Source organism: Ruminococcus sp. (assembly GCF_017650195.1).
Taxonomy (GTDB): Bacteria; Bacillota; Clostridia; order Oscillospirales; family Ruminococcaceae; genus Ruminococcus.
The window spans coordinates 1-15,034 of the sequence record NZ_JAGCFH010000287.1 but is presented as its reverse complement, the minus strand read 5'-3'; the positions used below and the strand labels follow the sequence as shown (position 1 = coordinate 15,034).

The 15,034-nt window shown below is 46.7% G+C and carries 10 protein-coding genes; 1 reads left to right on the top strand and 9 read right to left on the bottom strand.

Translation table 11 applies throughout. The annotated features are described in order from the left end of the window. Positions 1-39 precede the first annotated feature (39 nt). The 9 genes from J6U00_RS12945 to J6U00_RS12905 all read right to left on the bottom strand — a co-directional run bounded on the left by J6U00_RS12945 (position 40) and on the right by J6U00_RS12905 (position 8,377). Complete coding sequence (locus J6U00_RS12945; RefSeq protein ID WP_296582477.1) at positions 40-1,161, bottom strand: alpha/beta fold hydrolase; 1,122 nt, start codon at positions 1,159-1,161, stop codon at positions 40-42. Positions 1,162-1,230: 69 nt separating this feature from the next. Beyond that, the gene (locus J6U00_RS12940; RefSeq protein WP_296582475.1) at positions 1,231-1,587 is read right to left on the bottom strand and encodes a hypothetical protein; all 357 of its coding nucleotides are present in this window, start codon (positions 1,585-1,587) and stop codon (positions 1,231-1,233) included. Between the two features lie 22 nt (positions 1,588-1,609). Next, complete coding sequence (locus tag J6U00_RS12935; protein ID WP_296582473.1) at positions 1,610-2,821, bottom strand: beta-ketoacyl-[acyl-carrier-protein] synthase family protein; 1,212 nt, start codon at positions 2,819-2,821, stop codon at positions 1,610-1,612. Between the two features lie 33 nt (positions 2,822-2,854). Beyond that, on the bottom strand, positions 2,855-3,976 hold the full coding sequence (locus J6U00_RS12930) for a 3-hydroxyacyl-CoA dehydrogenase family protein (protein ID WP_296582470.1): 1,122 nt from the start codon (positions 3,974-3,976) through the stop codon (positions 2,855-2,857). 487 nt (positions 3,977-4,463) lie between these two features. Beyond that, the gene (locus J6U00_RS12925; protein ID WP_296582468.1) at positions 4,464-4,874 is read right to left on the bottom strand and encodes a thioesterase family protein; all 411 of its coding nucleotides are present in this window, start codon (positions 4,872-4,874) and stop codon (positions 4,464-4,466) included. Continuing rightward, entirely contained in the window at positions 4,871-5,599 is a 729-nt protein-coding gene (locus tag J6U00_RS12920; RefSeq protein ID WP_296582467.1) for an enoyl-CoA hydratase/isomerase family protein, read from the bottom strand. The genes J6U00_RS12925 and J6U00_RS12920 overlap by 4 nt, the downstream gene beginning before the upstream one ends. Continuing rightward, positions 5,599-5,901 (bottom strand): phosphopantetheine-binding protein, encoded by a 303-nt coding sequence (locus J6U00_RS12915; RefSeq protein WP_296582465.1) that lies wholly within the window; start codon positions 5,899-5,901, stop codon positions 5,599-5,601. The genes J6U00_RS12920 and J6U00_RS12915 overlap by 1 nt, the downstream gene beginning before the upstream one ends. Positions 5,902-5,961: 60 nt before the next feature. Further along, positions 5,962-6,852 carry an acyltransferase domain-containing protein gene (locus tag J6U00_RS12910; protein ID WP_296582464.1) on the bottom strand — a complete coding sequence of 297 codons (891 nt, stop codon included), beginning with the start codon at positions 6,850-6,852 and terminating at the stop codon, positions 5,962-5,964. Positions 6,853-7,183: 331 nt separating this feature from the next. Next, positions 7,184-8,377 (bottom strand): ECF transporter S component, encoded by a 1,194-nt coding sequence (locus J6U00_RS12905; protein WP_296582461.1) that lies wholly within the window; start codon positions 8,375-8,377, stop codon positions 7,184-7,186. Positions 8,378-8,884: 507 nt separating this feature from the next. On the opposite strand from J6U00_RS12905, the gene J6U00_RS12900 reads away from it, so the two are divergent. Beyond that, positions 8,885-15,034: SpaA isopeptide-forming pilin-related protein (locus J6U00_RS12900; protein ID WP_296582459.1), on the top strand; the 6,150-nt coding region annotated here is incomplete at its 3' end.

Below are 15,034 nucleotides of genomic sequence, written 5' to 3'. Positions count from 1 at the left end.
GCGTACTTGCTGTAGTAATCAAAAAATTTCTCCGGCATTTCATTTTCTCCCGTTAAGTCTTGCTGCTATGAAATCTGCTGCTATGTGCTTTACCCAGTGGTACTGCTCGCCAACTGGCATAGCGTGCATTATGGTTTCCTCGGATACGTAGGCAGGCTTATCTTCTATGTGGATGCATTCCTTGTAGCCGAGAGCTTTGTCGAGAAGCTTCTGTGAAGCCTCTGGGGTCATCCAGTTGTCATCGCTGCTGTATACCATAAGAAAATCTGCCTTGTGAGTACCCTCCTCGAGAATCCTCATGCCTTCAAGGTAATCGTCGGAATACTGGTATGAGCTCCACTTTCCACGCTTCATCCATATGGGGATGCTACCCTGATCTGCAAAGTTCATCAGCAGTGGGAAAAGGCTCACACATGCCTTTACCTTCGGATTCTTTACAGTAGCGCGGAAGGCGTATCCGCCTCCCATGCATAGACCGAAGTTGGCGATATTCTTTTCATCGAGCTTTTTGTGCTCTTTGATGAATCTGTATATGCCTTCAAAGGCAGATTCAATCTGCTTGCCGCCGCACTTGATATTGTTGTGGATTATAGCTGCGCCTGCACCGGGCATATCTGGAGTAATAACTGCTATTCCTCTCTTGTTAAGAGGAGCAGCCAGCATTTCCAGTTCCTCCTTACAGCTGCCTATGCCGGAGTAGGTGACAGCTACGGGATAAGACGATTTCCTGCCCGAATCCGGGTAATGTATATATGCAGGTATCTTTCCTGCACGGGTGTCTATTTCAGTGTACTCGATCTTATTCTTGCAGAGCTTTATATAGTGTCTGTAACTTACTTCAAGTCCCTTGTATATCTCGGTCTTGTGTTCAACGTCCTCGATATTTACCATAAAGCAGGCATAATGGCATTGTGCCGCCATTCTTGCATACTCCATTGCGGATAACTTATTTCCCTCAGCTACTGCCTTTTCGCAGAGCTTAGAATAGCGGTCTATCTTGGTGTGCCATTCGTTTATCCATACTTCCTGTATCTGTTTTCCGCTTTTAACCTTTATATTGTCGATCTTTTTGAGTATAGCTTCAAGATCGAATGGATCTGCTCCGTAGAGCAGCGAACGTGTCGCCACAGGGTTGAGCAGATCTCTAATTGCCCATTTCATATTTTTTTGTCCTTTCCGGTCTTTTTGGGAAGAACAGCCTGCGTGAGCCGCCTGCCCATTTTTATTATATCAGCCTGTATATCTCCATGCGCCCTCACGTGTCATTTCCGTGAACTGCATATACACGCGGTAGGGGTCTGCATGGGTATGCTTCTGTATAAGGCTGAGCATCCTGTCTGCAAGTTCTTTCAGAAAGGCTGACTTATTGTCTGAGTACTCCGGAGGGAGTATATATCTGAATTCTGCAAAGAACTCAGTATCCTCGGAGCTGTTCATATACATCGGACACTCGTCCAGCATTATCATTATCGCAGGAAGGGGTTTTCTCAGTATCTCCGAAAGTTCGCTTGCAGTCTCATCCAGAAAGTTGGTACGTACTGCCGGAGAGCTGAATTTGTAATTGGTTTTCATTTGTGCTATAGGCATTGGTGTTTTCTTCCTTTCCTTTTCAGCCGTTGTACCTTTTAAGCACGAGTGTTGCATTGTGTCCGCCAAAGCCGAAGGAGTTTGATATCGCAATATCCACCTTATGCTTCTGAGGGACGTTTGGTACGTAATTGAGATCAAGTTCAGGGTCGGGCTCGTCATAGTGTATCGTAGGCGGTACAATGCCGGTCTCTATAGCCTTTATGCAGGCGATAGCCTCGAGTGCGCCGCCTGCACCGAGAGTATGACCTATGGAAGCCTTTACTGAGGATATCGGGATATCGTAAGCCTTTTTTCCGAATATATCCTTTACAGCTTTAGTCTCATAGAGGTCATTGAGGCTCGTCGAGGTGCCGTGAGCATTTATGTAATCCACTTCTTCGGGGGAGATGCCTGCGTTGTTGAGAGCGAGCCTAATCGACTCAGCCATGCCCTCGCCGTCTGTATCGGGAGCTGTGAGATGGTAGGCTTCGCTGCACATTGCAGCGCCTGCAAGCTCACAGTAAATCTTCGCTCCTCTTGCTTTTGCAGACTCCTCAGATTCGAGTATCAGCGTTCCGCCGCCCTCGCCCATGATGAAGCCGTCACGGTTCTTGGTGAAGGGACGGGCAGCCGAATTCGGGTCTGGATTTACCGACATTGCAAGCAGCTGATTGAAACCGCTTAAAATAAGATGTGTGATTGTACCTGAGATACCGCCTGCAACTACCATGTCGCAAAGCCCAGATTCTATGAACTGCTTTCCGAGAGCTATAGCGTAAGCCGATGAGGCGCAGGCTGTGCTGACGTTGAAGGCAGGACCCATAAAGCCGTACTTGATAGATACAAGAGCAGGGAGCTCGTTTGGCATTTTTTTCAGTGTTATATTAAGGGGCTTGTCAAGCTCCTTATCCTCGTAGGAATTATCAATAATGCCGTAAATAACGGCTACCTTTTTAAGATCATAGTTTGCAGTGTCTATGCCGCAGTCGGCGACAGCCTCGCCTGCTGAGGCAAGACCCATTCTAGTCGCCGTTGTTGTAGCGTTGAGCTGGCGCTTTTTCCAGTATTTTTCTGCCTCTATCTCGAACTCGTCAGGGATCTCGGCAGCGACAGTGGTGTCATGCTTATCAAGGGGGATCCTTGTTATGGTCTTCATTCCGCATTTTCCTGAAAGAAGACCTTCCCAGTATTCTTGAGCGTTGAAGCCGATTGAAGTGACGGCTCCCATACCTGTAATAACTACCTTTTTCATACTAATAACCTCATATCTCTAATATTTCCGGGCTCAGCCGAGTATGCTGTCCCAGACGCCCTTATCTTTGTGCGAATATGAGCCGAAGCCCGTTTCGCTGTGCAGCTTGTCAAGCGCTGCAAAAATATCCTCTGAGCCGTACTTTCTGTACAAAGCCGCAGGAGATTCCGAAAGTCCGAGAGTGTCCTGTACAGCTTCTGTCAGCACGGTCTTGTTGCCGCTGTACCCGCTTACAGCGTTTACCGTCTCATTCAGTATCAGCGCCGCCATATAAAGCGCAGCCTTGCTGCAATCGGCACCTGTATCCTTCTCGTGCTCCGACATGAAGTCAAGGAAGCAGAGAGTTTCTCTTGGGCAGCCATCTGCGAGCCAGCCCTGCATCTTCTCACAGCCGTAGCCGAGAAGCTTCCTGTTGCGTTCTATCTGGAAGTTCCCCGGATTCTCTGCCATAAGCCCCAGACTTACGCTGTCCAGTATCTCAAAGGGCCCTGCGACAGGGAAGAGCTCCGCCAACGACCTGTCGATCTCTGCTGCAGAAGCGCCGAGGCTTTCACGGAGGTATATGGCGTGTGATATCATGCAGGCGAGGATCTGATTGAGATATATGTGATATTCGCCTGAGAATATTATAGGCTTTTTGCCGGCTGATTCAATCAGCTGCGCAGCCTCCTCGATATTGTCCTGAGCGGTCTCCGGGAGCACGTTCAGCTCCACGAAGCCTGTTAGCTTCACGGGATAGAAGAAGTGCATACCGAAGCAGCGCTCCTTATAAGGAATATCCTCAAATACCGAAGCTATATCGAGGGACGATGTGTTCGTAAGCAGCAGGCAATCGTCAGATACCGCCTGTGCAGCCTTTGCGAAAAGCTCCTTTTTTGAAGCCATATTCTCAAATACGGCTTCTATGACGATATTGCAGCCGCTGAGGGTGGAGATATCGTCTGTGAATACGAAGGAGCCCTTTTTGTATTCATACTGTTCTTCTGTGAGCTTTTTTCTTTTCAGGCTCTTGCCGAGATTTTTCAGCAGAGCCTCCCTGTTCTCCTCTGCGCCGAAGAGGTCTATGACCACAAACTGCGCGTCGGGGAGCTTATCAAAGAAAAGTGAGAATATATCCTTTCCCATTTTTCCATAGCCCACTATTCCTATTTTCATGTCTGTGCCTCCCTGATGTATTGCAGGAGCTGATATACTCCTGCGTTCTCATGAGGATACTGTACTGGTTGTTTATCACGGGCGTGGTGCCCAGACCAATACAGAAGCCCGTTACCACCTGATGACTGGGAACGGGATCTCTATGAGTAATGTAAAGTGATTCTTTTGCTTGATATAGCTCACAGGAAACTTTCCCACGAGCCGTTGACGGATTAGTTTGCGGAGCGGTCTGCAAGCGCATCCTCTTCAGCACCAATGCTGAAATGGCTGCCTGCATACTTGTCTGTATTATTTGTTTTTGTTTTTGTTTTTTGCCCGCACCTCGGTTTCGGTCATAGCTGTTCCGTATACTTTAAAGAATGCTGTCGGGCAGTATCGCAGCTTTGCCGGTGAAAACAAACAGTAAGCAAGGCTCGCCGAACTGCTCCCTGAACTCAGGAAGCTGATACAGCGAGCTTACACCACCGATATCGGGTATGATGTCTGTTTACTGAGCGTCGTTCTCTCCACTTTCCAGACAGGCTCTCAACTCGTCGGGGACGTCGCATATCATACGTTCCTTGTTTACATAAGCGAGCTTGCCTGTAACCCTACATGCAACAAGACCTGTGTTCTTGTTGATGATATTATGCTTGTAGTTGACAATACCACCGGTGCAGGAGAGCTCCGAGTCTATTCTTACCTCGTCAAGCATTTTCAGCTCGTGTATATACCTCTGGGTGCTTTCCATTATTACCGGAAAGAGTCCCTGTTCCCTTATAGGGTCGAGCAGTCCATTGACTTTAAGAAAGTTCCACATGGCCGTTTCTGCATATTGTAGGTATACTGAGTTGTTTACATGACCGAACGAGTCAAGCTCATATCCTCTGACTGTAAGTTTATAGGAGCTCCTTCTCATTTTTCGAACGCCTCCGTCAATGCTGCTTCAAACTTGCCCTTTGACGGGTCTTCAGCACCGTCCGCGGCAAGGTTCATAGTCTCTGTTATTGCATGTATCTGTGTGAGCGATTTCCCACTGAGAAGTTCCTTCACAAAGGTTATAGTCTCTTCAAAGGAATTTCTGCCTTCGCTGAGCTTAGTAACAAGCCCAATGTCCAGAGCGTCCTTTGAGCTTATCATTTCTCCGCAGAGTATCATGCGGAGAGCCTTCTCCTTCCCAAGGAGCCTGTAAAGGCGCTCCATACCGCCCATGCCTGGCACTACTCCATGCATTATCTCGGGAAGTCCAAGAAATGCCGAGGGAGAAGCTATCCTGAACTGGCAGCTCAGTGCGATTTCCAGACCGCCTCCGAAGCAGCCGCCGTTGATCGCTGCGGCAGTTATTATCGGAAGCCTTTCGATAGTGCGGAGCAGCTCCCTTGCACTCTCCAGCTTCGCTGAAAGTTCGCTGACGCCAGCCTTACCGAAAAGTGAAACGTCGGCACCATGGGAGAAATGCCTGCCTTTGCCTGTTATGACAAGAGCTCCTGTCTGAGGATTTTTGTCCAGCCAGCCGAGGAGCTCCTTACGGTCTATGAATTCCGGTTCCGTAAGAAGATTCTTAGGACCGTTCTCAATTGTAAGTACAGCGATATTGTCCTCAGCGTGAAGCTCTGATAGATTAGACCTGAGTATTTCTGCCATTACTGGTTAACGATATCGTTGCCGTACTGATAGATCTTGCAGAACATCTCAACAACGTCGCTCATTGTCTCCATGGGAGCTTTGAGCATATACTTGCCGATGCTCTGGAGCTTGATATCGAGCTCGTACTTTTCTGCTGTCATTTCGATGAGCTCAACGAACATAAGCGAATCGCTTCCGAGCTCCTCCTGAGGATTTGTCTCCATTGTTATCTCGCTCTTGTCTACTTCACATTCCTCTGCGTAGTAGTCGAAGATCATGTCTGTGATCTCCTGTCTGATTTCTTCTGTGATCTCTCTCATTGTTTTTACCTCCAAATTTTTGACATCCCTCTGAACGGGTAGCCTTATTATATGAAAAATTCACACATCATTAAGAGTGTAAATTTTACATTTCCTGCTTACTCGTGTAAATTTGCTTACAGCGCCGTTTGCGCTGATGTCGAAGAACTCCGTCACACCGAGCTCCTCTAGCTTTTTTATTGCAAGATCCCAGCGTATGGGAGTATATACATTGAGTTGGTTCTCTCTGAGAACCTGCTCTCCCTTTGTCATTATCTCTCTGCTGAATATGGAGAGTATAGGATAGTCGGGAGCCTTGTACCGGACCGAACTGCAGAAATCAACGTATTCCTGCGAGAAAGCCTTCATCAGCGGATGGTGATAGGCTATGCCTGTGCCGAAACTGAAAGCCTTTATAGCGCCTTCGTCTTTGCTGAGAGCAAGAGCCTTCTCTACAGCGTCAGCACGTCCGCTGACCATAACGTGGAATTTTGAATTGCCGCTTCCGATAACGAGCTGATCCGAAGTGAATCTGCCTCTGAACATCTCTTCGATGTCATTGTAGGAGAAGCCGACGATCACTCCCATATCGAGCTTTTCGCCATTTTTCTCAAGGCAGCGCATAGTAGCGCGGTTCATCATGATGATATTCTGTGCGAATTCGTGGGTTACCGAGCCGAAGCAGCCGCTTATGCTGACTATGCCTGAACTGTAGCCTGCGCCAATATCAGGTATTATCCCCATGCTGATAAAGTGTTCAAATATCACTCTGTCGCAAATCAGCGATATTATCCATTCTGCCACACGGCTGTCATGAGCTTCGTTTTTTTCAAGGTCTCTGCTGAGACCAAGTCTGCCGAATGCAGAATCAAGGTAAAATCTGTACCTGTCCATGAGCTCCGGCGGAAGGTTTACCAACAGTTTTTCAGGCTTTGAACCGATACCATTGAACAGGAATGCTCGTTTGTACATTTAACTTACTCCTAACTTTTATACATACATCTTAACACCTATCAAGCGCGCTGTCAATAGGAAAAATAGCTGATTAAAGCGATTTCTAGAAAAGTGATAAAAAAATATCAAACCCATGATTTGTTTTTATAAATTTGGACAATTATACTCTCCGTAATTGAATAAACTTTGATTTTGTAAGATTAATTATATATACTATTTTCATGATGTTTTGCGTTGGATTAAGGTATGATAGCTTTTTTTGCCGGAAGTTGACTGCCGGCAGCTATTGATATGTAAAAAAGCTTTTGATTTCAGAAAAAGCCTTTTCCGTGGAAAAGGCTTTTGTTGATCATTCCTTGAGATTGTCAGGAGTTTTTATCAGCTTTGCCTTGAAGAGGGCAGTGCAGATAAGAGCAGTGAATATGGTCGATATAACCATTTCAAACAATGCGTTGATTCCGACAGCTGTGATAATAAAGAGCAGTATGCTCTTGCCACTCCTGAGCTTGTCGATATAGTTGAATTTCTTATAGACTTTAAGGGTATATTTCCCGTCTGCGAGATTACTGAAATGGGCATTAGGATTTTTGAATGTGAATGAATTGCCATTTATCTGATCGGTGCCCGCGAACGTAGCACCTTTGAGCTTGTCTGAGCTTAGCTTGAACTTTACGGCTGCGGAAGAAACGGTGGCAGGGATATCAGAAATATCTTCTTTTACGTAGAAAACGATATCGTTACCGATTGCCACGGCTTTACCTCCATTTGTAAAGGCTACGTTGTTTCCTGAGCTGTCCTTGACCTCAGAAATGACGCCGTTATTGACTGTAATAGCATACTTGTTGTCAAGACCTGTTGCAGTGTGGTTGAAGAGCAGAACCAGAGCTCCCATGAAGAAGATGGTGTTGAGTATCGCTGCGGAGAATCCGGCGATACCGCAGGACTGCTGTATCTTTGAGAAGTCCTTCTTTCTGACGAACCAGAACATTGCAGCAAATCCCAGAGCGAATATGCCTGTGAGAGTGAGAGCAACGGGAAGCCCGGATGTCATGAATTTATACATACCCTCTGACATCTTGTACTTTCCGTTCTCGTCGTGGCATATTAGCAGGAGTACGGAAAGGAAAAGTCCGATAAGAACTATACCGGAAACGATACCGGAAATAATGGAAAGTGCCTTTTTTGAGTTTATCTTTGAGAGAGATGAGAAAATAAGTCCTACCAGCAGACCATCCAGCGCACGGGGAATGACTCTCTGTACAAAGGTGAGCACGGGGCTTATCTCAAGTGTAGCGGCTCCCATTCCGCTGAGGACTCCTATGCCGAAGCACTGCATGAAGCTGAAAAGTCCGAATACCGTACCCATTATCAGTCCACCTATGGGCCCGAGAGCAATGGCAGCGATAGCAATAGGTATGATATTGAGTGTGATCGAAAGCGGTCCGATCGGGATGGAGCCAATGGGCGTCAGTGAGAAGAGCGCCACAACAGCAGTCAGAAGTCCTAAAAGAACCAGTGAGCGGATCTTGGAATTCTCTTTCATATTTAATTTCCTCCTTGTTACTACTCCCGTGAGGGATATAATACAATATCATTATGATATCATTTTTTGCGGTGAAAGTAAATAGCGTATTTGCCGAATTTTGTTACACAATGAAGTTTTAAAACGTTGATGATAAATAAATATAGAATTTATATATGGTCATAGTGACGGACTATAATACGAGGCGTAATGAAATAAAAAACGAATTTTTTGTCTATCGGTTTTGTAGGAGTCAACTGGAATTGGTAGTGCCAGTTGACATAAAGCTCCGCCGCATTGTTGAACTTGCTGTCAAACTTCAAGAAACAGCATAATTCTCTTACAAATTGCACAAAAGCCGCATAAATATTTTTAAATATTAGTTAAAGTTAAAATATTGCAATTTGTATATGGGCGTGTTATAATATAAAGTGCAAAATACTGTAAACATATCATCCTGCGCACAGGCGGAAAGGTAAATTACGGGGAATTGTAGAAAAAATAAAACAAAGGAAGGATGGATCGAAAATGAAGAAATCTTTGGGTAAACGCCTGATAAGCAGCGTCACCTCGGGAGTTCTGGCAATGACTTATGTTGTGCCGTCGTTTATTGGTATGCAGGCTAATGCTGCCGCAGACGGACTTCCTGTCATTAACACGCCCTACGAGCAGACGCAGTGGTTCAGGAATAACCCGCTGGGAATAGCCGGCGATTTCCATTTGTTCGCATTTGATACCATTGAAACCACTAACAACAGCGCACACATCAACGGAAACATCGCAACACCGAACTACATTATCGGATCAAATCACGGACAGCTCAATACCGAAGGAACAGGCAGAATCCTCAATGTAGTCAGGGATTCTTTCGTGTTCAAAGAGGGCGGAGAGTACGAAGCTAAAGCTTTGGAGGAGGGTTCAAAGGAATTCTCACTCGGCAAGATGAGCGACTTCTTCTTCCCTGAGAACTGCGAATTGTATGTAAAGAAGGGCGAGTACATATTCGGCGTAGGCTACGTTGAAAATGAAAAGTCTGCCCTTGATTACCCTCAGGACGCCAGTCCTTATCCGTATATCAGAGTTGATCTTCCTCAGTCGGATAAATTTTTCGTAAAACTCCAGCCTGGCGGCGACTATAAGAACAGTTGCTACCTTGCTCATACCGGCAAGAATCTGATAGATTTCGAGTCCGAAAAGAAAAATTACGAGAACAGATCAGCAAGGTATTCACAGCTCGAGGATTCCTATGCTAATCTCAAGTTTGTTGAAAACCCTGACTATTCGAATGATCCGTCAAATCAGACTCCTTATCTGGGGACCCTTACCCTTAACGAGAACGGCACGAACGTGCTGAACTTCACCGCGGACGAGCTCGACAACTACCGCAATATGAAGGTCGAGAATATCAACTTCAAGGACGGTCAGTTCTACGGCGACCAGACCCTTGTAGTAAATATCGACCTCAAAGGCAAGTCGGAGCTTATATGGACACCTGAGTGGACTTATGAATCGGCTTATGATCCTACTTACAAACTGGTAGATTCAGAGCAGAGCGCTCTCAGCGGCACAAATGTCATCTACAACTTCTTCAATGCCAATTCCGAGGGTACAAAGATACTCTACAATTACGGCGAAAAACTCGAGCCATGGGGCTGCGTTCTCGCACCTGACTGCGAGGTCGTACCGAACAATATGAGCGGTTCTATCATTGCGAACAAGATAACGCTCACAAACCAGACGCACATGGCTCCCTTTATGAACCCCGTAAGCGAAAACACCAGCATAAAGGTATCTGCAAAGAAGACATGGAGCGATGGCGATGACAAGCATGAGGACGACGAGATAGAGGTAACACTCTACCGATCTAAGAAGGCTGGTCTGCGCTACGTGACTGACGAAGCAGATAACATAAACAAGTTCACAGACTTCGTTGAGACTGTGAACGAGGAAGCCAAGACCACAGTTCCGATCACATATGAGGATGGCGGAACGATAAAGACAGTTAATTCCAGCGTTTCGGCACAGACAGTAACATCAAAGTTTGGATTCGGCGCAGAGACAACTATCTTCTATGCCGATACCGATGAGATAGTATCAAGTCTTCCGGACGGAACCTACACCTTCAAGAAGGGTGAAGCCGAAAAGTTTGTGATCACTGTTGCAGACGGCTACGTTGACGAGATAAGCGGTCCTGGTATCGGCTTCAAGGAATACGAGACCAAGACACTCAGTGCAGACAACGACTGGACTGCCACATGGGATGGTCTTGAAAAGGCCGATGAGGATGGACACACATATTTCTATTATGCGATAGAGGACGATGTTCCCGACGGCTACAAGGTATCGTATACAGATAACGGAGTATCCGGCGGAAACAGAACGATCGGCATTACAAATACAGGCGGAACTCCAGATTCGAGAGTAAAGTTTGTCAAGTACAACGACGTTTTGTTTGCAAACGAGGACAGCGAGGGCGTTGTGATTACATCTCACGCAAAGGAATTCCTTGAAGGCGCACAGTTTACTCTCACAACAAAGGAATCAGGTGGAGCGAAGCTCAACAGCGGCGTGAAGTCAGATCTTGACGACGATATGGATGCTGACGTAAAGTACAGTGATTCGACTATCACATGGACGAGCACGGACAAGGCTATAGAGTTCACAGGTATCCCTGACGGGCTTTATACCCTTACTGAGACAGCTCCCGATGGTTATCAGCCTATCAAGGCTACAGATATCAGGATCGATGGCGGCAAGGCTTCAGTTGTAACGGCTGATACCGGTGCTTCCGCAAAGTCTACAGGCGAGAGCAGCTCTGAGATCACAATGATCGACGAGGCTTATGCGATATCTGTTAAGAAGGTAGACGAGACCGGCAAGGCTGTTCAGGGTGCTTACTTTAGACTCAAGGGCGCTTCAGGCGAGAGCATGAAGAACGTAAAGGCTCACGATTCACAGTACTTCACCTCAGACGGAAAGGGTTGGGACAGCAAGTCCGGAAGCAACTTCTATCCATATAAGTTCAAGGGCAACGAGATCAAGAATCTTTCTTCCGACGAAAAATCCTTTGAATGGTATTCCATTGGCTCGGAGGTAGTATTCACAGGTCTTCCCGAAGGCACTTATTCTGTAGAGGAGCTCACAGCTCCCGCAGGCTATGTAAAGGATACAGTAAAGATCTTTACAGTAAAGAGAACAGATGGTGTACTTTCTGCTGACAAGGATGTTATTGAATTCGTCAACAGGAAGGAAACAGTTAAGATCAGCAAGGGTGACATGGGCTCGGTGATCGTTGACAACGCAGAGTTCGTTCTCACAAAGAAAGACGGCTCGGCGCTGGGAGTACTCACTACTGTTGACAGCAGTACTGATCTTTCTGAAAAGGCTGTAAAGTCACATGACGCTCTCAACAACACCAGCGGAGTTACTATAAAGGATCTCAAATCCGGACAGAAGTATACTATACGCGGAAACACTTTCAGAAATGTTACCGTTGACGGCAAGGAGGTATCTCCTTCCTCAAAGAATACCTATGAATACAATGGAGCAGTTTTAGGAACATCCCTTGAGCTCAAGGGCGTATACAGCGGTACCTATACAATAGAGTTCGAGGACGGAAACATCTTCACGCTCAGTGTTGAAGAGGGCGACTTGGTTCCAACCGTTTCTTATGAGAAGCTCCTCAAGCTCACAGACAGCGGAAAGGCTTGTGAGTTCACAGGTGGCTCAATAGACATCATAGGTCTTGATAACGACGATTATATACTTAAGGAAACAGCTTCACCCAACGGCTACACAAAGGTCGAGTCCGAATTCGGATTTACTGTGAAAGACGGAAAGGTAACTGTTACAGATGCAAAGACAACAGGCACATACAAGCTTTCTGATGATGGCAAGCAGCTCATAATACTCGACAACATCTCCAAGATTGAGATTTCCAAGTTCTACGACAAGGAGGGCAACACGACTCCTGCTGGCACAACGGCAGGCGCTGATATGAAGCTCACCTTCAAGAAGGGATCTGGAAAGGCTATACCAGCAAAGAAGACAGGTGATGCTCTCGGCGAAGGAGAGTCGGCAGAGTGGAACTCAAAGGATGCAAATCCCAAGACCTTCGAGGGGCTTTACGACGGTGAGTATGTACTTGAAGAGACAAAGGCACCTCAGGGCTACGAAAAGGCAGCTGCAAAGACCTTTGTTATAAAGGACGGCGTAATAGTTGAGACTGACGCTGACAAGAACGTTATAAGTACAAGAACGAGCGAGAGCCTGCTTAACACAAAACAGAACACTATTATTCTCGACAAGAAGGCTCTTGGCGCAGCAGAGATACCTGAGTCAGCAGGAAAGGTGAAGTTCACTCTTACTGCCGAGGACGAGGATCTTAATCTCAGCGGCGTTAGCATAAACGGCGGAGAAGCTCTCGGCACTGTAACGTCCACAGATCCCTTCGATGGAAACACAGTTACATTCACAGGCCTTAAGGATGGTACCTATACTCTCAGAGAAGATACTGCTCCTCTTGGCTATTCAGTAGTAAGTGACTTTACATTTACTGTAAAGGACGGCAAGGTAACAAATGTATCTGCTGTAACAACAGGCAGAACATACATCGACGAGGACGGTCATATAGTAGTTGAGGATGCTCCCACGATCTCAATAGACAAGACAGACCTCGGTGGAAAGATGATAACCGACGGCGAGGCAGAGTTCACACTCACAGCCAAGGATACTGACGGCACGCTCAGCGGTGTCAAGATAAACGGCGGTGAGGCTCTCGGAGATGTCAAGTCTGCAACATTTGCAGGCAGCAGCACAAAGCTCGAATATCTTAAGGACGGTAAGTATTCACTTAAGGAGGATACAGCTCCTGCCGGATACTCAACTGTTTCTGAATTTACATTTACAATAAAGAACGGTCTGGTAACAGACGTAAGCACTGTTACGGACGGAGTTACGGAGAAGTCCGAGGATGGAAAGAAGATAACAGTCAAGGACGCTCCTATCATCAATCTTGACAAGCTGGCAATGGGTGCAGAGCCCATACCGGAATCAGCAGGCAAGGCAACATTCGTGCTTGCAGCTGAGGACGAGGGCAAGACACTTGAAGGCGTTAAAATCAACGGCGGCGACGCTGTTGCAAGCGGCGTCAAGTCTGTAAAGGTTGACGGCAACAATGCAAAGATTGAGTACCTTAAGGACGGTAAGTACAGCCTCGAGGAGACAGTTGCTCCCGACGGCTACACGACAGTAACAAAGTTCACATTCACAGTCAAGGACGGCAAGGTAACAGATGTAAGCACTGTTACTGATGGCAAGGCTTACGTTGACGACAAGGGTCACCTTGTAGTCGAGGACAGACAGACTGTCGTAACTCTTGACAAGAAGGCACTGGGTGCAGAGCCTATACCGGAATCAGCAGGCAAGGCAACATTCATTCTCGCAGCTGAGGATGAGGGCAAGAACCTCGATGGCGTAGTTGTAGGCGAGGGCGAAAAGACTAAGACGCTTACAGCTGACGACAAGTCTGTTACATTTGAAGGCAACAGCGCTAAGTTCACAGGTCTTAAGGATGGCAAGTATAGCCTTGAGGAGACAGTTGCTCCCGACGGTTATACTACAGTGACTAAGTTCACATTTATAGTAGAGAACGGCAAGGTCAAGGACGTAAGTACCGTAACTGACGGCAAGGCTTACGTTGACGAGGACGGTCATCTTGTAGTTGAGGACAGACAGTCGACTATCACACTTGACAAGCTGGCACTCGGTGCAACACCTATTCCGGAATCAGCAGGCAAGGCTTCCTTCGTGCTTCAGATTGAAGAAGAAGGTAAGACTCTTGAAGGCGTTAAGGTAAATGGCGGCACTGCTCTCGGCGGAGTCACAAAGACTGAGTTCAAGGGCAACAATACAAAATTCGAGGGCTTGAAGGACGGTAAGTACAGTCTTGAAGAAACTGCTGCTCCCGAGGGCTACACAACAGTTACTAAGTTCACATTCACAGTAGAAAACGGCAAGGTTAAGGATGTAAGCACTGTTACAGACGGCAAGGCTTATGTTGACGAAGACGGTCATCTTGTAGTTGAAGACGCTCAGACAGGCATAGTTATTGACAAGCTTGCTCTCGGCGCATCACCTATCCCTGAGTCGGCAGGCAAGGCAACATTCGTACTTGCAGTTGAAGAAACAGGCAAGACCCTTGCAGGAGTTAAGATCGACGGCGGAGATGCTCTCGGTGAGGTAACAAAGACAACATTTACTGGAAACAATGCACAGTTTACAGGCCTTAAGGATGGCAAGTACAGTCTTGAAGAAACTGCCGCTCCCGATGGCTACACAACAGTTACTAAGTTCACCTTTACTATAAAGGACGGCAAGGTAACAGACGTAAGCACTGTTACAGACGGCAAGGCTTATGTAGACGAAGACGGTCATCTCGTAGTTGAAGACAACAAGTCAACAATTACACTTGACAAGAAGTCTCTCGGAGCAGAGCCTATACCGGAATCAGCAGGCAAGGCAACATTTGTACTTGCAGTTGAGGAAACAGGAAAAACACTTGAAGGTGTAACAGTAGGCGAAGGCGAAAAGGCAAAGACACTCACAGCTGACGACAAGTCTGTTACATTTGAAGGCAACAGCGCTAAGTTTGAAGGCCTTAAGGATGGCAAGTACAGT